The sequence below is a fragment of the Streptomyces daqingensis genome, from assembly GCF_014645895.1.
In the GTDB taxonomy this organism is placed as follows: Bacteria; Actinomycetota; Actinomycetes; order Streptomycetales; family Streptomycetaceae; genus Streptomyces; species Streptomyces daqingensis.
In genome coordinates this window covers 24,760-44,745 of the sequence record NZ_BMMP01000004.1, presented here as the reverse complement: position 1 = coordinate 44,745, position 19,986 = coordinate 24,760, and the positions used below count along the sequence as shown (strand labels likewise).

The following is a 19,986-nucleotide window of genomic DNA, read 5'->3' as shown; positions in this document are numbered from 1 at the left end:
CTCTAACCGTAGTGGTTCTACCGACGCAGCCCGCGCGGCGAACCCCACGCCCACGACCGAGGGAGTCGCCTTGCGGAAACTGACCTACTTCGCCGCCGTGTCCATCGACGGCTTCATCGGCGCCCCCGGAGGGGAGGCGGGCTTCTTCACCGACTACGTGGACGAGGAGTACTTCGAGTTCCTCAAGGCGGAGTTCCCGGAGACGCTGCCCACCGCCGGCCGCCGCGCGCTCGGCCTGGACGACCTGGAGAACAAGGAGTTCGACACGGTGATCCAGGGCCGCGCGAGCTACGACCTGGCGCTGGCGGAGGGCGTCACGAGCCCGTACGCGCACATGCGCCAGCTCGTCGCCTCGCGCAGCATCGGGACGTCGCCCGACCCCTCGGTGGAGATCGTCTCCGGCGACCTGGCGGAGAGGATCCGCGCACTCAAGCGGGAGGACGGGATGGGCGTCTACCTGTGCGGGGGCTCCGACGTCGCGGGCCAGCTGCTCGACGAGATCGACGAACTCGTGCTGAAGACCTACCCGGTGGTGCTCGGCTCCGGAATGCCCATGTTCGGCTCGGAGTTCCGGCTCACGGAGTTCGTGCCCGATTCGGTGCGCGCGTTCGGCAACGGAGTGCTCGTCCGCAGGTACAGCCGGAAGCGGTGAGCGTCCGCGGGCGGGCGGCGCGGCGGCACCCCGCTCAGTGGATCTGGCGCCGCACCAGGGCGTGGAACTGGCCCGCGGTGTCGGCCAGCAGCTCGGCGGGTGTGCCCTGCTGCACGACGCGTCCCGCCGACATGACCAGCACCCTGTCCGCGTCCATGACCGTCGACAGGCGGTGGGCGATGACGATGCGCGTCGCCCGCAGCTTGCGCGTGCTCTCGCTGACGATGCGCTGCGTCTCGTTGTCGAGCGCGCTGGTGGCCTCGTCGAAGTAGAGGATGCGCGGCCGCCGGATGAGGGCCTGGGCGATCATCAGACGCTGCCGCTGCCCGCCGGAGACGGCGGCCCCGCCGTCGGAGAGGACGGTGTGCATGCCCATCGGCATGCGTTTGATGTCCTCGGCCAGCCCCGCCATCTCGGCGGCCTCCCACGCCTCCTCGTGGGAGTAGATCTCCGCTCCGCAGATGGAGTCGAGGATCGAGCCGACGAACGGCTGCGCGTTCTGCAGCACCACACCGCACTGCCGCCGGACCGCGGACTGGTCGAGGGCGGCGAGGTCCTGCCCGTCGTACAGGACGCTGCCGGACACGGGCTTCTCGAAGCCGATGAGGAGCCGCAGCAGCGTCGACTTGCCGCAGCCGCTCGCGCCGACGACCGCGACGAACTCGCCCGGCTCCACGCGGAACGAGACGTCGTCGAGCGTCAGCGGCCCGTCGTCGCTGTAGCGGAAGGAGAGCTGCCTGGCCTCGACGGCGCCGGACAGCGCGCCGGGCTGGGAGCTGCCGCCGCGCACCTCGGTGGGTTCGTGCAGCACCGGCTTGACCTTCTCGAACATCGGCAGCGCCGAGGCGGCGGAGATCAGCGAGTTGGTCAGCTGCGTCACCGACGTCAGCATCATCGTCACGGCGGTGTTGAACGTGAGGAAGCCCGCGGCGGAGAGGCTGCCCCGGGCCGGGCCCGCCAGCAGCATGAACATGATGAGCGAACAGAGCGGCAGGTAGACCGAGTTGAGCACCGTCGTCCAGTTCTTGATCCGGCCGACGCGCTGCTGCAGCTCCCTGCTGCGGGCGAACTCCCGTGCCCAGGCCGCGTAGGCGAAGCTCTCCGCTGCCGCGACGCGCAGTTTCGGCAGACCGCGCAGCGTCTGGAACGCCTGGTTGTTGAGCTTGTTGTTGAGGTCGACGAGCCGGCTCTGCCAGCGCAGCTGCCACACGCCCATGCCGAAGAACGCGCCCGCGATGACGATCAGCAGGCCCACCGCCATCAGCGCGAGCGGCACGCTGTAGAAGAGCAGCAGCACCAGGTTCATCGTGCCGACGGTGCACGCCTGCACGGCGATCGGCCCGACACCGGACATCACACGCCGCATGGTGCTGATGCCCATGGCGGCGCTCGCCAGTTCACCGGTGGAGCGTTCGGCGAAGAACTTGGTCGGCAGCCGGAGCAGCCGGTCCCACACGGCGGGCTGCAGGGCTGCCTCGACGCGGCCCTCCATGCGCAGGATCGAGATGTTCTGCAGCAGCATGAACGCGGCGGACACGAGGCTGCTGAGCACGATCGCCAGCGAGACCTGGGTGATGAGGGACGTCTCCGCGTTGGGCACGTACTCGCCCAGCACCTGGCCCGTCGCGATGGGCACCAGCGCGCCCAGGCCGACGGCGACCAGGCCGCCCAGTGCCAGGTTCCGTACGTCCATGCGGGTGCCCCGGAGCGTGAAGCGGAGCAACTGCCAGGCGTTGAGGGGCTCTTCGGGCAGCGGCCGGTAGAACATCACGGCACGCGGCTCGAACCGGCCCGCCGCGGACCGGCCGATCCGGACGCGCTCGCCCGAGGCGTCCACCGCCTCGTACCGGCCGCGGCGCCACAGCAGCGCCACCGGAGCGCCGCTTCCCGAACGGTGCCCCACCAGCGGGCCCGCGTTCCGCCGCCACCAGCGGCCGTCCAGTTTGACGACGCGGGTACGGACCCGTGAGGCGAGCGCGATGCGCTCCACGGGGTTGGTGCGGTCGCCCGTCGAGCTGCTCTCCTCCGGGGCGGAGAGCTTGATCCCGGCGGCACCGGCGGCGAGCCGGGCGACGGTGAGCGTGTCGTCGTCCGTGGCGCGGGCGGCTTCGGCAGCGCCCTTCCCCGTGGTGCCGATGGAGGCCAGCAGCGCCTGGTCGGCCTGGGCCCGTACCGTCTCGCCGGCCTCGATGCCGGCGGCCGTACGGTCCTCGTGGGCGCGCTCCAGCCGCTCGATCCAGCGGTCCAGGGCGGAGAGCAGCCGGAACTGCTGGTCCACCATGCGCTGCCAGGCCCGGCCGTCGACCAGGAGCTGCGACGCGGCCTCCTGGCTGAAGAAGGCGCCGTACTGGACGCTCCCGGGCTCCAGGCGCATCCACTGGATCTCGTCGTCGTCCGTGCCCCCGGTGATGCCGGGGTGCCCGGCCTCAGGCGTCACCTCGCCGTCCAGGGGCGCCTCGTGGAGTACGCGGAGGCCGCGTCCGACGCCAAGTGCGAAGGCCGTGTCGAGCGCGGACGGGGTCGCGGCGCCCCCGCCGTGTCCGGCGGCGCCGTAGGGGGTTCCGTACGGGGACGTCGCGCCGTACGCGTCGTGCTCGGGCGTGAACAGCTCCCGCAACTCGATGCGGCGCAGGCCGCATTCGCGCAGGGGCCTGCCGACGAGGGTGTGCTCCGGGCCCTCGACGGGTCCGAGCAGGAGGGTGCCCGCCTCCAGCCGGCCGAGGAAGTGCCAGTGCCCCTGCGCGGCGGCGTCGACGGCGAACAGGTCCATCGCCCCGGCCGTCACCAGCCACAGCACGTGCGGACCTTCGAGGGGCATGCTGCGCCGGCCGTCGCTGTCCGCCGGTTCGCCGAGGGAGCCGAACGCGTCGACGACGGGATCGGACGCGGCGGTGCCGTACGGCGTGGCCGCGGGCTCCGCGGTGGCGGACGCGGCGGTGCCGTACGCCGCTGACGGCGCGGCGGCGGACGGCGTGACCTCGCCGCCCGCGTGCGGCACTTCGGCGCCGGCCGCCGTCTCCGGCGTGCTGTTCCCGTACGTCCCGGCGCCGTGCTCGTAGGGTGCGGCGCCGTTCCCGTGCTCGTACGTCCCGTTCCCGTGCTCGTACGTCCCGTTCCCGTGCTCGTACGTCGCGACGCCGTCGTGCGGCGCCTCCTCGTACGCACCGGGTCCGTAGCCGGCGGTGCTCTGCTCTCCCGGGCCGTGCGCGGATGCCACCTCAGTGCTCCTTGACCAGCTCGGCGTACTGGCCGCCGGCCGCGACCAGCTCCTCGTGGCGGCCGCGTTCGACGACCGTCCCGTGGTCGAGCACGACGATCTCGTCGCTGTCGCGGACGGTGCTCAGCCGGTGCGCGATGACGACGCAGGCGCAGCCGCGGCGTCGGAGGTTGTCGATGATGACCTGCTCGGTCCGGGCGTCGAGCGCGCTGGTCACCTCGTCGAGGACGAGGATGCTGGGCCTGCGCACCAGCGCCCGCGCGATCTCCAGACGCTGGCGCTGCCCCCCGGAGAGGTTGCGCCCGTCCTGCTCGACGCGGCAGCGGATGCCGCCGGGCCGCCGGGCGAAGTCCTCGTACACGGCGGCGTCCTGCAGGGCGGCGGTGACGGCCTCGTCGGGGATCGACGGGTCCCACAGCGCGACGTTGTCGCGGACGGTGCCCTCGAAGAGGAAGACGTCCTGGTCGACGAAGGAGACGGAGGCGGCCAGCGAGCTGCGGGGTATGTCCTCCAGCCGCTGCCCGTCGATGCGTATGACGCCTTCCCACGGGCTGTAGAGGCCCGAGATGAGCCGCGAGACGGTGGACTTGCCGCTCCCCGAGCCGCCGACGAGCGCGACCTGGCGGCCCGGCCCGACGGAGAGCGAGAACTCCGTCAGCAGCGGCTTGTCGAGGGGGCTGTAGCCGAACGTGATGTTCTCCAGCGACACATGGCCCTTGAGGCGGCGGGTGCTCGCTGCCGGGGCGCGGCGCGAATAGAGCGAGTCCACCGGGAAGTTCTCCACGTCCTTCAGCCTCGCCACGTCGGCGGCGAAGTCCTGGATGCGGCCCGCGACGCCGTTGAGGCGCGTGATGGGTGCGGTGAAGCGCGTCACCAGCGCCTGGAACGCCACGAGCAGCCCGATCGAGATGTGGCCCTCGACCGCCCGCATACCGCCGATCAGCAGGATCATCGCGCTGTTCAGCGTGGCCAGCGTGGGAGCGACGACGGCGAGGGCCGCGCTCGGCACGCCCAGCTTCTGCTGCTCCTCCAGCGTAGTGGCGTGCTGCCCGGCCCAGCGGCGGAAGTAGCCGTTCTCACCGCCCGTGGCCTTCATGGTCTCGATCAGCTGGAGGCCGGTGTAGGAGGTGTTGGTCAGGCGGGCGGTGTCGGCCCGCAGCTTCTGCGTGCCGGTGGCCCGCAGGCGTATCACCACGCGCATCGCGACGAGGTTCAGCAGGGCGATGAGCACGCCGATCAGGGTCAGTTGCGGGTCGTACGTCCACAGCAGCACCGCGTAGAGCACCACGACGACGGCGTCCACGCCCGCGGCGGCCAGGTCCCGCGCCAAGGTCTCCGCGACGGTGTCGTTGGACTGCAGCCGCTGCACGAGGTCCGCGGGGCTGCGCTGGGCGAAGAACGTGACCGGGAGTCTCAGCAGGTGACGGAAGAAGCGGGCGCTGCTGAGCGTGGAGGAGATGATGCGGCCGCGCAGCAGGTTCGCCTGCTGCAGGCCCGTCAGTACCGCCGTCAGCAGCACCATGGCGCCCATCGAGGCGAACAGCACGCTCAGCAGCGACGTCTCGTTCCCGATCAGGAACATGTCGATGTACGTGCGGCTCAGCGCGGGCACCGCCGCGCCCACGGCGACGAGCAGCAGCGACGCGAGCAGCGCGGCCAGCATCGTGCCAGTCGTGCCGCGCAACCGGGCCGGCATGGCGCTCAGGAAGCCCGGCCGCCTGCCGCCGGGGTGGAAGTCGTCACCCGGTTCGAAGGTCAGCACGACGCCCGTGAAGCTGGTGTCGAACTCCTCCAGCGGCACGAACCGGCGCCCCTTGTCGGGGTCGTTGATGAACACGCCTCGCCGGCCGAAGCGCCGTCCCATGCCGTCGTAGACGACGTAGTGGTTGAACTCCCAGAAGAGCACCGCGGGTGCCGCGACCGCAGCGAGCGCGGCGGGCTCCATCTGCATGCCCTTGGCCTGCAGTCCGTAACTGCGGGCCGCCTTCAGCAGGTTGCTGGCCCGTGAACCGTCGCGGGAGACGCCGCAGGCGATGCGCAGCTCCTCCAGGGGCACGTGGCGTCCGTAGTGCCCGAGCACCATCGACAGCGCCGCGGCGCCGCACTCCACCGCCTCCATCTGCAGCACGGTGGGGCTGCGGATGGCCTTGAACTCGGGTTTCGGGACGGGTGCGGGGCCCGCGGGCGCACCTTTGCCCGTACGGTGCCTGCCGCCGCCCTTTCCTTCGGGGCGGTGCTTGCCGCGGCCCGGCGGCGGGAGCCCGGGCTGCCCGTCCTCCGCGGTCTTCTCCGGGGCGCTCACGGGAGGAGCCAGTCGACGGGACGCTGGGCCGGCTGGTGCACGGCGGCGTCGGCCATGGTCATGGAGTCCAGCGCGTAGGGCGGGCCCTCGTCGGAGGACCACCTGTAACCCGACTCGGTGCCGCTCGCGCGCTCCAGCTGCACCATCACCGCCACCGGCTGACCCTCCTTCGAGAACTCCTCGGCGAGCTGCGCGTTCCCGAGGAACCCGGTCAGCTGCTGCCGTGTCTGCGGGGCCCTGCCGACGGCCTTCACCCTGCCGCGCAGCACGCCGTACTTCTCGGTGGGCGCGGACTGCACGGTCAGGTCGACCTGCGAATTGACGCGTACGCTCGCGCCGTTGTGCCCGGGGACGTAGACCATCGCCACGAGGGGCTCGTCGGTGGACTCGATCCGCTCGACAGTGGCGACGTCCTTGCCGGTGGTGACGACGGTGCCGATCTTCGCCGTCAGCGTCGTCATCTTCCCGGCCGCGACGGTGCGCACGGCGCGGTAGCCGCGCTCCGTACGGACCTTCAGCACGGGAGCGCCGGCGCGCAGCATCGTGCCCTCCTCGGCGAGGACCTGCGTGACCTGGCCGGAGACCGGGCTCTGGAGGACGTAACTGCCCTGTGGGTGGGTGAGGATGCCGGGCGCGTGCAGCTTGCCGGACACCTTGCCCGTGACGGCCCAGTAACCCGCTCCGGCCATGACGAGCACGGTCACGAGCAGCACGAGCCACCCCTGCGGCCGCGCGAAGCGCACGGGCAGGTCGAGTTCCTCGGGGGACTGCAGCTTGGAAAACGCCTTCTGCCGGAACTGCACGGGGCTATTCCCTCAACTGCGTTCGTTGCTTTCGGGCACGACGCTTCCTTCGGTGGCGTCTCCATATCGACGCCGGGACGAATGACAGGGCGGCCGGACGGGCGCCGGTGAGACGAGTGGAGAGAGAGGTGATACCACTCGCGGCAGTGGCTGACAGAAGAATTGACAGCGACTGCCGAAGGCGCGGCAATACGCGGGGTATTGCCGGGGCGCGGCCGGTCCGGGACGCATCCGTGAGCCCCGGAACGGAATGGTTCCGGGGCTCACGGTCACCCCACTGGGATTCCGATTCGCCGGGTGCGCAGGGTTCCGCGCCGATCAGCACGGCCTGCTCCGGCGCTCGGTGGCAGGGTTCGCCTCAGAGGCCGGCGAGACCCGTGACCTGGGAGGTGTCGATGCCGACGGCGCCGGAGACGGTGCCGTTGACGGTGGCGACGGTCTCCGAAACCGGGGCGACGGAGTCGGCGGTGCTGACGGCGGTGCCGACGACCGCGCCGAGAACGCCACCGGAAACGTTGTCCAGGTCGTTGTCGGAAATCTCGCGGGTCTCAACCTGGGGCGTGAAGTCCATGAGGAGCTTCCCTTCGCTTGCTCTGGATGTTCTCTCAATAGCATCGGCCGGCTCGGGGAAAGCCGTCCGGCCGTACGAGCGGTCGTCTGATGCCCGACAACGGGAACCATTCGTTCAACTTCCGCGTCTGGGCCGATCAAAGCACGCGCCAGCGCTGCCGGGCCACTCGTTCGTGCGCCGGTTCGGCGCAGATCCGGGCACGTTGTTTCTTCCAAGTGCAGTACCGTCCACGAATTCGTGGCGAACTCTTCACTTGCCGCTCCTCGCGTGCCGGAGGCGGAAGTCCTTACGTGCGCTGCCAATTGGACATTCCCGCACCAAGTCGGCCGGGTTCCGGGTGTACACGGACGGGCTCGCGGGGTCATGTGCCTCCCGTACGGACCAGTTGTGCAGGTTCGCTGAAATCGGCTCCGCTGTACGGCACTTCCCGCCGTCACCACGCTCCGACCTGCTGATTCGCCGCGTGCAGACGGCAGTTCGGTCGCGGTGACAGGAGGTGACCGGGGGAGTCCGTACCGGAGTCCGCGTTTCCATAAGGACGCCTAAGGGCCGCTAAGGGCGAAATGGCTTGTTCAAATGGTGAGACGAGGCGGATGAATTCGCGCGCGCATTCGCACGCCGCTTTACACGGCGCCCGCGATACGTCAACTCGCGGAGCGGGAGGGTGTGCTCGCTCCGGGTCCGGCCGGCGGGTGGGAGTCGGACGGGCCGAACTCGCGGAGCGGGGAGCAGGGGTGACGGCCCGTCGGGCGGTGTGTGAGGCGACGGGGCGGGCCGGTGGGACGCGCGGAGGTCCTGGGTGTGCGCCGGGGGGTGTGTGCTCGTGCGCGCCGGAGTGCGCCCTGCTCGTTCCCGGGGTGAAGGAGGAGAGATGCGCGGGTTGTCTGCTTTTCGGTCAAACGTCGCGGATATCGAGAAACCGTGACGATGCGTCATCCGTTTCGTTATTGGAGTGCCAGGCTGGTCGTGGGCTTCTTCCCCCACGTTGGCAACCGAGGCCCCGGGATCCGTTCCCGGGGCCTCGGGCCGTATCGGGGTCGGCCGGGGCCGCGCAGCCCCCGGTGCGGTCGGGTTTCGGCTCGAAATCGTCGGCGCACGCGCCTACTTGGAAAGCGATTGTTCTGTCATGCTCATGCATTGCCCGGTCCGACCGCCGGACCGGCGTCCCCCACGGAGGTATGAAATGCGTCGAAGACTCACTTCGGGTCTGGTCGTTTCATCCGCGGCGCTGCTCGCCGTCATGGGCTCCGCGACGACCGCCGTCGCCGACCCCGCGGACAAGCCTCAGGTCCTCTCCAGCTGGACGCAGACCAGCGCCTCGAGCCAGAACGCATTCCTCGCCGCCCGGTCGAACCAGGGGAACTGGGCCGCCTACAACTTCGACTGGTCGACGGACGTCTGCTCCTCGTCACCGGACAACCCGTTCGGCTTCCCCTTCGAGAACGGCTGCATCCGGCACGACTTCGGCTACCGCAACTACAAGGCGCAGGGCACCTTCGAGGCCAACAAGGCCCGCGTCGACAGCGCCTTCTACGAGGACCTCAAGCGCGTCTGCAACGGCTACAGCGGCGCCACGAAGGCCTCCTGCGACGCACTCGCGTGGACCTACTACCAGGCAGTGAAGGTGCTGGGCTTCGAGAAGGCCAGCCCGGTCGGCTGATCCCACGCCGGACCCGTTCCCCGGGTACGACCACGCCCGCAGCGCGTGCATGACAGCGCGGGGCGCCCTCGACGGGCGCCCCGCGCTGTCGTGCGCCCGCACCTTCGCACGACCGGCCCCCGCATGAGCGTGTCCTCGCCCGGCGGCCGGAGCACGGAGGACCGCCGCGCAAGCAGCGCGCAAGGGCGGGGCAGCACGCTGTCCCCGCCCCAGGGCCTGTCTGACAAATGGCGCCTGGCTCGCGCCGCCTGGCACGCACGTCTGCTGCGTTGTCGGACCGACCGAGTAGCCCACTACGAGGACGGACCTCCGCCTTGCATCCGCACGCACCAGACGACGCGAGCCCCGCCCTCCGGGCGAACGGCGCCATTTGTCAGACAGCCCCTAGCCCTTGCCCTGCCGGACGTGCACCGCGGAGAGCGACATGCCCCAGAAGACGACGAGCCCGTACGACCCAGGTGTCCGGCGAGCCGTCGTCGAGGCGCCCGGCGCACCGGTCACCAAGGGCTGGACCGCGCGCTACGCGCTCGCCAGCACCGGCATGTGGCTCGCCTTCCTCACTCCGGCGCAGGTGCAGATCGCCCGTCAGGCCGAGGTGTTCTCGCCTGACGGCAAGGAGGCCCTGCTGGGGCTGGCCACCGGAGTGGGTGCGGCGGTCACGGCGGTGGCGGTCCCCGCGTTCGGAGCCGTCAGCGACAGGACCCGCTCCCGTTTCGGGCGCCGCAGGCCGTGGGTGGCGCTGGGGAGCCTGCTGGCGGCGGTGGGGATCCTGCTGCTGGCCACCGCGACCGGGGCGGTGGCGATGGTCTTCGGATGGGCGGTGGCCCAACTCGGGCTGTCCGCCGTGCAGGCGGGGCTGGTCGCCGCCATTCCGGACCGGGTGCCGAAGCCGCAGCTGGGCACGGTCGCGGGATGGGCCGGGATGACGCAGATGCTGGGGGCCCTGCTGGGGACGGTGCTCGTCAACCAGCTCGTCACCGGCCTCGTCGCCGGGTACGCGGCCTGCGCCGTGGTCGCCGTCGTCTCCGTCGTGCCGTTCCTCGCCGGGCACCGCGAGCAGGACACCCGCGGAGCGGAGCCCGGTCCGGTCAGCCCCGCCACGTCCGCCCCGCCCGCCGGCGGTCCGGTGAGCGGGCCGCGGAAGTCCGGACGGCCGCTGCTCTCCCGGCTGGCCTCCGTGCCGCGCGACCTGCTGTGGACGTGGGTGAGCAGGTTCCTCGTCGTCCTGGCCTTCGCGCTGATCACGCAGTACCTCCTGTACTACCTGACGGACGCGTTGCGGGTCGACGAGCCCCAGGAGGCGGTACTCACGGTCACCGCCGCGACGGTGCTGTGCGCCATGGCGGCGGCGCTGATCGCGGGCCGCTGGTCCGACAGGACCGGCCGCAGGCGCGTGTTCGTCGCCGCGGGCGGCGCCGCGATGGGCCTGGGCGCCCTCGGGCTGGCGCTGCTGCCGAGCTGGCCCGTCACCGTCGGTGCGGCGGTCGCCGTAGGCACGGGCTTCGGCACGTTCCTCGCCGTCGACCTGGCCGTCATCGCGTCCGTGCTGCCCTCGGCGGCCGACACGGGCCGCGACCTGGGCATCTTCGCCATCGCCACGGCGACGCCGCAGGTCCTGGCGCCCGTCCTGGCGGTGCCCGTGCTCGCCGTCGCCGGCTACGGCGGCCTGTACGTGCTGACGGCCGTCGTCAGCGTCGCGGGAGGCGCGGCCGTGCTGCTGGTGCGCTCCGTCCGGTAGAGCCGGCATACCGGGGAGAGACCTCCGTGGGCCGCCGCACGTTCGCGGCGGCCCACGAGGTCCTCAGACGCTGTCGGCCAGCTCCATCCGGCCCTGCATGCGGGCACAGCTGGCGCAGCAGTAGTAGCGCCCCTCGGCCTGCAGTCCGTGCCCCAGGATGCGGCACCCGCAGTTCTCGCAGATGGGCGCCATCTTCTGCGCGGCGCATTCGATGCTGTCGAAGACGTGCACGGCGCCGGCCGCGCGCACTTCGAACGTCTCGGCGTAGTCGTTTCCGCAGACTTCACATACGGCCATCTCGGCTCCTCGGTGGTGTGAAGGAAAGGAAGTGACGTGGTGACGTGGAACGGACTGACTCTTCTTCAGGGCGCTCTCGCGGTGCGCCGGTGGGGGTGCTGCCGGTGGACCGCACCTGACGGCCCCGGGGGCGGGACGCCGCCCGGGGCCGCGCCGTCAGTAGTCCGCCGACAGCGCCTCGACGAGTTCGCCGGTGGTGGCGTTCGGCAGCGTGCGGGCCACGTCCGCGACGGCCACCATGCCGACGAGCCGGTTCCCGTCGATCACGGGCAGACGGCGCACCTTGTGGCGGCTCATGGTGGCGAGAACCTCGTCGGTGGTGTCGTCGGCGCCGATCGTGACGGCCTCCCGCTGGTTGAGGTCGCCGGCGGGGAAGGCGCCGGGGTCGCGGCCCTGGCCGAGCACCTTCACGACGATGTCCCGGTCCGTGACCACGCCCTTGAGCTTGTCGTCCTTGCCGCAGATCGGCAGGGCGCCCAGGCCGGTCCTCGTCATTATTCGGGCGGCGTCGGCGGCGGTCTGATCCGTCTTCACATACTCGGCGCCGGGGCTCATCACATCGCGTGCGGTAGTCATGGATCGCTCCTGACGGCATACGTTCGCGGCATTGCTGTGTCCGCTCCCGCTCCGTGGAGGAGCGCGAACGGCCCGGAGCCGGGTAGCACGCGGCGGTCGCGTTCAAACCTGACCACCCCGCGCACGGCCCCTGACCCCGCGCACGGCCCCTGACCCCCCGCGCGACGGGAGCCGCACCGTCCCGCACACGCGACGGTGCCCTGTTCCGTGGTCTTCCACGGAGCAGGGCACCGTCATACGCGGCCGGGCCGGAGGGACGCGCTCGCGCCCCTCCGGTCAGGGGCCGATCGTCACTCGACGATCTTGATGCGGTCCGCCTTCGGCGGGGCCAGCGGGCCGGACTCCGAGGAGTGCTCCGCGAAGTAGCCCTCCAGCGCCTCCAGGTCGGAGGCGCCGACGAGCTTGTCCTTGGCCTCCTTGAAGACCGGGAAGCCGTCGCCGCCGCCCGCGAGGAACTCGTTCATCGCGACGTGGTACGTCTCGCCCGCCTCGATGGCCTTGCCGTCCAGCTTCACCGAGTCCGTGACGATGCGGTCCTTGCCGGACTTCGTCATGTCGAGGGTGTAGGTGAAGCCCTCGGACGGCTGGAGGATCTTGGGCTCCGCCTCGTTGTCCCCGCTGACCTGCTGCTGGAGAGCAGTGATCAGCTGCTCGCCGGTGAGGTCGATCGTCGTCATCATGTTGGTGAAGGGCTGCACGGTGAAGCCCTCGCCGTACGTCACGACGCCGTCGCCCTCCTTGCCGGAGGCGGCGTGGGTCAGGTCGGAGCGGATGCCGCCGGGGTTCATCAGCGCGAGCTGCGCGCCGCCGTTCTCCTCCGTCGCCATGGCCTCGAGCTGCGCGTCCGCCACGAGGTCGCCCAGCGGCGTCTCGGGCGTCGTGGCGCCGCGTCCCGGGATGTCGTCGGAGATGTAGCCGATGGGCCTGTTCGCCACGGGCTCCGCGAGCTTGCTCCACTTCTTGATGAGGGCCGTCATGTCCTTGGCCTTCGCCTGCTCACGGCTCACGACGTGGTTGGCGGACTTCACGCCCGTCCGCACGATGTCGCCGGTCTTCCGGTCGTAGGTGAGCGTGGTGTCCGTGTAGAGCTTGCCGAACGACGAGGCCGAGGTGACCGTGCGCGGGTTGCCCGCCGGGTCGGGGACGGTGCAGGCGTACGCCTGGTGCGTGTGGCCCGTGACGAGCGCGTCGACCTTCGGGGTGATGCCCTTGGCGATGTCGGTGATGGGGCCGGAGATGCCGTCGCCGGGACCGGGGCTGTCGCAGTCGTAGTTGTACTCGGGCTTCTTCGGGTTGCCGCCCTCGTGGATGAGCGCGACGACCGACTTGACGCCCTTCTTCTCCAACTCCTTGGCGTACTTGTTGACCGTCTTGATCTCGTCGTGGAACTTCAGGCCCTTGACGCCCTCTTCGGTGACGATGTCGGGGGTGCCCTCCAGCGTGACCCCGATGAAGCCGATCTTGACGCCCTTCTTCTTCCACACCGTGTACGGCTTGAGGATGGGGCGCTTCGTCTTCTCGTCCGTCACGTTCGCCGCGAGGTACGGGAAGTCGGAACCCTCGAACTTCTTGCCCTCCTCGGAGCAGCCGTCCTCCGGGTGGCAGCCGCCGTCCTGCATGCGCTTGAGCTCTTTGCGGCCCTCGTCGAACTCGTGGTTGCCGACGCCCGCGACGTCCAGCTTCGCCTTGTTCAGCGCGTCGATGGTGGGCTCGTCGTGGAAGAGGCCCGACACGAGCGGGCTGGCGCCGATCATGTCGCCGGCGGCCGCGGTGACGCTGTAGTCCTGGCCCTTGCGCGCCTTGCGCAGCGACGTCGCCAGGTACTCGGCACCGCCTGCCGGGATCTTCTCGACCGTGCCGTCCTCCTTCTCGCGCGTCACCTCGCCCGAGGAGCCGGCCGGGGGTTCGAGGTTGCCGTGCAGGTCGTTGAAGGAGAGCAGCTGCACGTCGACGGTGCGGCCCTTGCCCTGTGCGGCGTCGCCGCTCTCCGCGCCGGCCGGAAGTGCCGCCACGAGGACGCCGGCGGCGGCCACGGCGGCCACGCCTGCCGTCAACAGATTCCGGCGTCTGCTGCGTTGAGGTTTCGCTGACATCGAGGTTCTCCTTCTAGGACTGAGCGGGCCGACGGCAGCCTATTGTCAACGCGCGTAGTCACGCAGGGGTCTTGCGGTAACGACAATGTTGCGGCACGGGAGACGGTGGAGGGCGGGCGAGGGACGGGGAACGCGGCGGCGGCCGCCCCGTATGTCCGCGGCTTACGGAACGCCGGGTGCCGGACGGTGCCAAGATGGTTGTGCCGACGGCCAGTTGGCAGTTCGAGCCGGGAGCCAGGGGCTCGGCAGCAGCTCTGGGGAGGGCACAGTGAGCGGTGGCAGAGGGGACCAGGACGTGTACGGAACGGCCGAAGACGTCCATCTCAGGATCGATACCAGCAAACCCCACACGGCGCGCGTGTGGAACTACTGGCTGGGCGGCAGGGACAACTACGAAGTCGACCGCGAGACGGGCGACCAGATCCGCGCGCTCCACCCGGGCATCGGCGAATACGCCCGCGCGGACCGCCGCTTCCTCCGCGAGGCCGTCACCTACCTGGCCCGCGAGGCGGGCATCCGGCAGTTCCTCGACATCGGCACGGGCCTGCCCACGGCCGACAACACGCACGAGGTCGCCCAGCGCGTCGCACCGGAGAGCCGGGTCGTCTACGTCGACAACGACCCGATCGTCCTCGTCCACGCCCAGGCGCTGCTCACCGGGACGGGGAAGGGCAGCACCCACTACCTCGACTGCGACCTGCGCGACGTCGGCGCCATCCTCGAACGGGCGGCTGAGACGCTGGACTTCGGCGAACCCGTCGGGCTGATCCTGCTGGGCGTGGTCATCTTCATCGAGGACGACGAGGAGGCGCACGGCATCGTGCGGCAGCTGCTCGACGCCCTGCCCTCCGGCAGCCATCTCGTCCTCTCCCACACCATCTCGTCCCCCGGGATGCCCGACGTCGACGACGCCGTCGCCTTCTGGAACGCCAACGGCACGCCGAAGCTCACGCAGCGCACGCCCGAGCAGATCGAGCGCTACTTCGACGGGCTCGAACTCCTGGAACCCGGAGTCGTTTCCTGCTCGCGCTGGCAGCCGGGCAGCAGCCTCGGCGTCCCGGACGTGGCGATGTTCGGCGGCGTCGGCAGGAAGCCGTAAGCGCGGGCCGGGAGGGCGGCCGGACCGAGGGGGAGCGCGCGTGGACGGGGACGGGGCCGTGGAGGGGGACGTGGACGGGGACGGCGGCAGCGCCGGCCGGGGCGGGCCGGGCACCCGTGCCTGGGTCGACGGGATGCTGCCGCCGGGTGCACGTGTCACCGCCGTCGAACGGCTCAAGGGCGGCTGGACGTCCGAGATGCGGCGGCTGCGCGTCGAGGGCGGGCCCGGCACGGACGGAGGCGTCACCCGGCTCGTACTGCGGTCGTTCCACAAGCCCTTCTTCGTGCGGCACGCCGAAGGGCTGCTGAACCGGGAAGCGGACGTGCTGCGGCTGCTGCGGGACACGGACGTGCCGGCCGCCTCACTCGTCGCCGTCGACGCCACCGCGGCGGAGTGCGACCACCCGTCGCTGCTGATGTCCTGCCTGCCCGGGCGGATCCGGCTGGACGGGCGGGACGCCGGGCGGCGGTCGCGGCTCCTGGCCCGCCAACTGGCCGCCGTCCACGCGCTGTCCGTGCCGGATCACGCCCGTCCCCGCACCTACCAGCCCTGGACCTCGCCCGAGAGCGTGCGTCCGCCCGGCGGCACGAGCCGCCCCGAACTGTGGCGGCGGGCGGTGCGGATCATCGGCGGCGACGCCCCGGAGTACCGGGGCCGCTTCCTGCACCGCGACTTCCACCCGGGCAACGTCCTCTTCGAAGGCGACGGCCCGGCACTCCGCGTCAGCGGCGTCGTGGACTGGGTGGAGACCTCCTACGGCCCCGCGGACCTGGACGTGGCGCACTGCTCGACGGCGCTCGCGCTGCTGCACGGCCCGGAGGCCGGAATGCGCTTCGCCGGCCACTACCTCGACGAAGGGGGCACGCTCGCACCGTCCGCGGGGCATCTGTACTGGCGGCTGCTCGACGCCCTCGCCTTCGCCCCGGACGCGGAGAAGGTCGCGGGCCCGTGGCGCGAGTCGGGGCGCGGGGACCTGACCCCGGGCGTGCTCGCGCGGAGGCTGGACGACTACGTCGGGGCGCTCTTCGCCGCCTACGGCTGAGGCGGCGTGCGCTGCTACGGCTGAGGCGGGGTGCACGGCGGAGTGCGAGCGGCAGCCCGTGCGGCCGCGTCCGCGCACGGCGTGCGCCGGGGATGACGGTGCAGCCGCTACGGCGCCCCCGAGGCCATGCCCTTCGCTTCACGCACCGTCAGCCGTGAGACACGGGCGGGTGGCGGACTGGGCCGTTCGGCTCTGAGCCGCGGCGGCGCACACCGGCGCGCCATATACGTGGGTTTGTCGACTTTCTCCGGTAGAGAGCGAGACCCCCATGACCGCGCACATACGCAAGGCCGCACTGCTCGCCGCCGCGACGACCCTCCTCGGGACCCTCGCGGGCTGCGGCAGTCCCGGCCGGAGCCCCCACCCGCAGGACCAGCGCCGCACGGAGCGCGGCAGTCAGGACGCGGCCGCGCGGAGCACGCCGTCCCGCGGAGCGCAGAAGCCCTTCACTCTCCTCGCCACCGGCGACATCCTGTCCCACGACTCGGTCATACGGCAGGCCCGCGTGGACGCCGGCGGCTCCGGCTACGACTTCCGCGAGATGCTGTCGGGCGCCAAGCCCCTCGCGTCCAAGGCCGACCTCGCGATATGCCACATGGAGACCGTGTACGGCGCCTCCGGCGGGCCGTTCACCGGCTACCCCGCCTTCAGGACGCCGCCGGAAGTGGCGGGGGCGATCAAGGACACCGGCTACGACAGCTGCTCGTCGGCGTCGAACCACACCATGGACGACGGTTTCGGGGGAGTGAAGCGCACCATCGAGGCCATGGACGAGGCGGGCCTGAAGCACGCCGGTTCCGCCCGGTCCAAGCGGCAGCGTCACCGTCCGACCCTCATGAAGGCGGGCGGCGCGACCGTCGCCCAACTCGCCTACACCTACGGCACGAACGGGCTGCCCGTGCCGAAGAAGAAGCCCTGGGCGGTCAACCTGATCGACCCGGCGCGCATCATCGCCGACGCCCGCGCCGCACGCCGGGCCGGTGCGGACGTCGTGGTGGCGAGCCTGCACTGGGGGACCGAGTGGCAGGAGGCGCCCGACCGGCAGCAGAAGACGCTCGCCAAGCAGCTGACGGCCTCCCGTCACAACGGACGCAAGGACATCGACCTCATCATCGGCACGCACGCGCACGTGCCGCAGGCGTACGAGAAGGTCAACGGCACCTGGGTCGTGTACGGGATGGGCGACCAGCTCGCCGGGAAGATGAACGACCCGCGCGGGGCGATGAGTTCGGCGGCGCGCTTCACCTTCGTACCGCCGAAGGGCGGGGGTACCCGCGCGTCCGGCGGGACGGGGGAGGCGCTGGAGGGGAAGGTGCCTCTCGAAGCGAAACCCGGCAAGGGGAGGCGCGACGCCGAGGACGGGCGGCCCGGCCGCGGCGGCGAATGGACGGTGAGGAAGGCCGAGTTCGTGCCTCTCTTCGTGCAGACGTCCCCGCGGATCAGCGTGGTCGATCTGAGCTCTGCTGCCGCGCGAGCGGGCGGCGCGGGACGGGCCGAGGCGTACCAGAAGATCAGGAAGGCCGTGCTGAGCCGGGGCGCGGCGAAGCAGGGCCTGCGCATGGGGCGCTGAGCGGCGCGGCACCGCCGGACGCACGGACGCGGGTTCCGGCCGCCGCCTCACCTCTCCGGGGGCGGCGGCCGCCCCGTGCCTCCGGCCCGCGCTGCCGCGGCGCAGGGGGCGGCGGGTTCCGCACTACCGGCCGGTGCGCGGCGACGCCGAGTCCGGCGCTCGCTGAACACCACCGGGACGGATTTCGCCTACGGCTGTTCCGGCGGTCGAATACTCCTCTCTCGTCTGCACCCTGCTGTGCCTCTTCCTGCTCGTTCGCGACCGGGAGTGGAGTGCCTGCCCGCCTCATCCGGGAACACCTACGGAGAGCGGGAAAAGAAAAAACCGGCCCGGTGGTCTTTGAATTCGGGGCGGGTGCGCGCCATTCGGTGATCCCAGGTGCCGTGCCGCGGTTCGCCTTCCCGTGAATTCCGCCGACGGCCGTGCGGCCCGCCGTCCAGCCGGATTGCGGCCATGATCCGACCTGCGGCACCGGGGCGGGAGCGGGTACTTGAACCGTTCTCCCATATCTGCGATGCCCGTGCTGCTCGGTGATTCCAGACTTGGTGGACATCGTCGGAACACCGCCTTCCGCGACTTCGCCGTACGGGACGAGTGGAAGCGCGTACGGGAAAACCTTTGTGCGCTGGAAACTCCTGGGGGGACCTTCAACTTCCTTTTTCTGGCGCAGAGTTGCCGTTATGATCCCACCGACGACCTCACCACCGCCCTGATGAACCAACCCGACCTGCAGGAAGACCCGGAGGTCCTGCAGTCGATGGTGGTGATGGTCTCCGCGGCCGACTCGGACCACACGCTGGCCCCGCCCGGCAGGAAGCAGCCCGACAACCGAGCCCACATGGCATGTACGGCCGGACCGCACATGTGCCCCGCCCAGGACACGGCCCGCGTCATCACCCGGACCGCCGTGGACACGGCGCCGCATCTGCTGCCCGGCCTGCGGCTGACCATCAGCCCCGACGAGGTCGCCTGGAACCCCTCGCCGTGGACCCGCTGCCCGACGCAGCTGCCCGTCTCGTCCGCCGTCGTCCCGCACTTCGGCAGCCCCGCGTCCGACCGCCCTCGACCCGTTGGAGACCACGCATGACCGCCGACCAGGCACACACGTCCGGTGTCCCGCACATCGTCCTCGACCCGTACGGGCGGGACCACCACGGAGAAGCGGCACAGCTGCGGGAGCGCGGGCCGGTCGTCCGCGTCGGGCTGCCGGGAGACGTCACGGCGTGGAGCGTCGCGCGCCACGACCTGCTCACGCAGCTCGCGATGGACCCCCGCATCTCCAAGGACTGGCACAACTGGGGTGCCATGCAGCGCGGCGAGATCCCCGACGACTGGCCGCTCATCGGCATGGTCAAGGTCACCAACATGGTGACCGCCGACGGGGCGGAGCACCGGCGGCTGCGCAAGCTCGTCAGCCAGACCTTCACGGCGCGCCGCGTCGAGGAACTGCGCCCGCGAACCACCGCGATCGTCGACCGCCTGCTGGACGAACTGCCCTCCTGCGCCGAGCCCGACGGGACGGTGGACCTGCGCAGGCACTTCGCGTACCCCGTGCCGATGCAGGTCATCAGCGACCTCTTCGGCATCCCCGAGTACGAGCGACCGGAACTGCGCGAAGCGGTCGACAAGATCTTCCGCTCGGACCTCGACCCCGAAGAAGTCGCCGCCAACCAGATCGCCGTCTACCGGCTCCTCGCCCGCGTCGTCGAACTGCGCGGCGGGGAGCGGGGCGACGACCTCACCAGCGCGCTCATCACCGCGCGGGAGGCCGAGCCGGACGCCCTCACCCAGGAGGAGCTCGTCGGCACCCTCCTCGTGATGCTCTCCGCCGGGCACGAGACGACCCTCAGCCTCATCGTCAACGCCGTCCGCGCCCTGCTCACCCACCCCGGCCAACTCGACCTCGTGCAGAGCCGGGACGACCTGTGGCCCGCCGTCGTCGAGGAGACGCTGCGCTGGGACGCCCCCATCGGCAACTTCCCCTTCCGCTACCCGACGGAGGACATCGAGATCGGCGGCGTCGTCATCCCGGCGGGCGACCCGATCATGGCTCCCTACAGCGCCGTCGGCAGGGACACCGCGCAGCACGGGCCCGACGCGGGCGACTTCGACGTCACCCGCGAGCAGGAGCGGCATCTCGCCTTCGGGCACGGTGCGCACACCTGCCTCGGCGCGCCCCTCGCCCGTCTGGAAGCGGGCATCGCGCTGCCGAAGCTGTTCGCCCGCTACCCCGGACTGTCCCTCGCCGCCGGCCCGGAGACGCTCGCCCCGGTGCCGTCGATGTTCTCCAACAGCGTCACTACCCTCCCCGTGAGGCTCGGCACGGAGGCGTGACGCCCGCCCCGCGCCGCCGGCCGGCCGTGCCG

General features: G+C 71.2%; 15 protein-coding genes. 8 read left to right on the top strand and 7 right to left on the bottom strand.

The window, feature by feature from the left end:
- The first annotated feature begins 70 nt into the window (after positions 1-70).
- Positions 71-652, top strand: a complete 582-nt coding sequence (locus IEY56_RS07305) for a dihydrofolate reductase family protein (protein WP_189036293.1) — start codon at positions 71-73, stop codon at positions 650-652.
- Positions 653-686: 34 nt separating this feature from the next.
- Here the strand turns inward: IEY56_RS07305 and IEY56_RS07300 are convergent, their stop codons facing one another.
- From IEY56_RS07300 to IEY56_RS07285, 4 genes are all read right to left on the bottom strand, one after another.
- The gene (locus IEY56_RS07300; protein ID WP_229711690.1) at positions 687-3,869 is read right to left on the bottom strand and encodes an NHLP bacteriocin export ABC transporter permease/ATPase subunit; all 3,183 of its coding nucleotides are present in this window, start codon (positions 3,867-3,869) and stop codon (positions 687-689) included.
- A 1-nt stretch (position 3,870) separates the two neighbouring features.
- Positions 3,871-5,988 (bottom strand): NHLP family bacteriocin export ABC transporter peptidase/permease/ATPase subunit, encoded by a 2,118-nt coding sequence (locus tag IEY56_RS07295; protein ID WP_229711719.1) that lies wholly within the window; start codon positions 5,986-5,988, stop codon positions 3,871-3,873.
- Between the two features lie 179 nt (positions 5,989-6,167).
- Positions 6,168-6,974 (bottom strand): HlyD family efflux transporter periplasmic adaptor subunit, encoded by an 807-nt coding sequence (locus IEY56_RS07290; protein WP_189036291.1) that lies wholly within the window; start codon positions 6,972-6,974, stop codon positions 6,168-6,170.
- A gap of 358 nt (positions 6,975-7,332) precedes the next feature.
- Complete coding sequence (locus tag IEY56_RS07285) at positions 7,333-7,545, bottom strand: type A2 lantipeptide (RefSeq protein WP_189036290.1); 213 nt, start codon at positions 7,543-7,545, stop codon at positions 7,333-7,335.
- A gap of 1,183 nt (positions 7,546-8,728) precedes the next feature.
- Here IEY56_RS07285 and IEY56_RS07280 point away from each other — a divergent pair.
- On the top strand, positions 8,729-9,205 hold the full coding sequence (locus IEY56_RS07280; protein WP_189036289.1) for a phospholipase: 477 nt from the start codon (positions 8,729-8,731) through the stop codon (positions 9,203-9,205).
- A gap of 424 nt (positions 9,206-9,629) precedes the next feature.
- A complete protein-coding gene (locus IEY56_RS07275) occupies positions 9,630-10,943 on the top strand; it encodes an MFS transporter (RefSeq protein WP_189036288.1) in 1,314 nt (437 codons plus the stop codon).
- Positions 10,944-11,006: 63 nt separating this feature from the next.
- Here IEY56_RS07275 and IEY56_RS07270 read toward each other — a convergent pair whose 3' ends face one another.
- The 3 genes from IEY56_RS07270 to IEY56_RS07260 form a co-directional block, all read right to left on the bottom strand.
- On the bottom strand, positions 11,007-11,240 hold the full coding sequence (locus IEY56_RS07270) for a metallothionein (protein WP_189036287.1): 234 nt from the start codon (positions 11,238-11,240) through the stop codon (positions 11,007-11,009).
- Positions 11,241-11,396: 156 nt separating this feature from the next.
- Positions 11,397-11,816, bottom strand: a complete 420-nt coding sequence (locus tag IEY56_RS07265; protein ID WP_189036286.1) for a CBS domain-containing protein — start codon at positions 11,814-11,816, stop codon at positions 11,397-11,399.
- Positions 11,817-12,106: 290 nt separating this feature from the next.
- Positions 12,107-13,909, bottom strand: a complete 1,803-nt coding sequence (locus tag IEY56_RS07260; protein ID WP_189036285.1) for a bifunctional metallophosphatase/5'-nucleotidase — start codon at positions 13,907-13,909, stop codon at positions 12,107-12,109.
- Positions 13,910-14,177: 268 nt separating this feature from the next.
- Here IEY56_RS07260 and IEY56_RS07255 point away from each other — a divergent pair, with 268 nt between their 5' ends.
- The 5 genes from IEY56_RS07255 to IEY56_RS07235 all read left to right on the top strand — a co-directional run bounded on the left by IEY56_RS07255 (position 14,178) and on the right by IEY56_RS07235 (position 19,954).
- On the top strand, positions 14,178-15,008 hold the full coding sequence (locus IEY56_RS07255; RefSeq protein WP_229711689.1) for an SAM-dependent methyltransferase: 831 nt from the start codon (positions 14,178-14,180) through the stop codon (positions 15,006-15,008).
- Positions 15,009-15,141: 133 nt separating this feature from the next.
- A complete protein-coding gene (locus IEY56_RS07250) occupies positions 15,142-16,050 on the top strand; it encodes a phosphotransferase family protein (RefSeq protein WP_189036521.1) in 909 nt (302 codons plus the stop codon).
- A gap of 268 nt (positions 16,051-16,318) precedes the next feature.
- The gene (locus IEY56_RS07245; protein WP_189036283.1) at positions 16,319-17,620 is read left to right on the top strand and encodes a CapA family protein; all 1,302 of its coding nucleotides are present in this window, start codon (positions 16,319-16,321) and stop codon (positions 17,618-17,620) included.
- Between the two features lie 712 nt (positions 17,621-18,332).
- Positions 18,333-18,707: a cytochrome P450 family protein gene (locus IEY56_RS07240; RefSeq protein ID WP_189036282.1), complete on the top strand. Its 375-nt coding sequence runs from the start codon at positions 18,333-18,335 to the stop codon at positions 18,705-18,707.
- Positions 18,704-19,954, top strand: a complete 1,251-nt coding sequence (locus IEY56_RS07235; protein WP_189036281.1) for a cytochrome P450 family protein — start codon at positions 18,704-18,706, stop codon at positions 19,952-19,954. The genes IEY56_RS07240 and IEY56_RS07235 overlap by 4 nt, the downstream gene beginning before the upstream one ends.
- The last annotated feature ends 32 nt before the right edge of the window (positions 19,955-19,986 follow it).

Excerpts from the sequence above, each read along its gene's own strand:
- IEY56_RS07260 (WP_189036285.1), bottom strand. The coding sequence starts at position 13,909 with ATGTCAGCGAAACCTCAACGCAGCAGACGCCGGAATCTGTTGACGGCA.
- IEY56_RS07285 (WP_189036290.1), bottom strand. The coding sequence starts at position 7,545 with ATGGACTTCACGCCCCAGGTTGAGACCCGCGAGATTTCCGACAACGAC.
- IEY56_RS07270 (WP_189036287.1), bottom strand. The coding sequence starts at position 11,240 with ATGGCCGTATGTGAAGTCTGCGGAAACGACTACGCCGAGACGTTCGAA.
- IEY56_RS07265 (WP_189036286.1), bottom strand. The coding sequence starts at position 11,816 with ATGACTACCGCACGCGATGTGATGAGCCCCGGCGCCGAGTATGTGAAG.
- IEY56_RS07250 (WP_189036521.1), top strand. The coding sequence starts at position 15,142 with ATGCTGCCGCCGGGTGCACGTGTCACCGCCGTCGAACGGCTCAAGGGC.
- IEY56_RS07240 (WP_189036282.1), top strand. The coding sequence starts at position 18,333 with ATGAACCAACCCGACCTGCAGGAAGACCCGGAGGTCCTGCAGTCGATG.
- IEY56_RS07280 (WP_189036289.1), top strand. The coding sequence starts at position 8,729 with ATGCGTCGAAGACTCACTTCGGGTCTGGTCGTTTCATCCGCGGCGCTG.
- IEY56_RS07235 (WP_189036281.1), top strand. The coding sequence starts at position 18,704 with ATGACCGCCGACCAGGCACACACGTCCGGTGTCCCGCACATCGTCCTC.
- IEY56_RS07245 (WP_189036283.1), top strand. The coding sequence starts at position 16,319 with ATGACCGCGCACATACGCAAGGCCGCACTGCTCGCCGCCGCGACGACC.
- IEY56_RS07275 (WP_189036288.1), top strand. The coding sequence starts at position 9,630 with ATGCCCCAGAAGACGACGAGCCCGTACGACCCAGGTGTCCGGCGAGCC.
- IEY56_RS07295 (WP_229711719.1), bottom strand. The coding sequence starts at position 5,988 with ATGGAGGCGGTGGAGTGCGGCGCCGCGGCGCTGTCGATGGTGCTCGGG.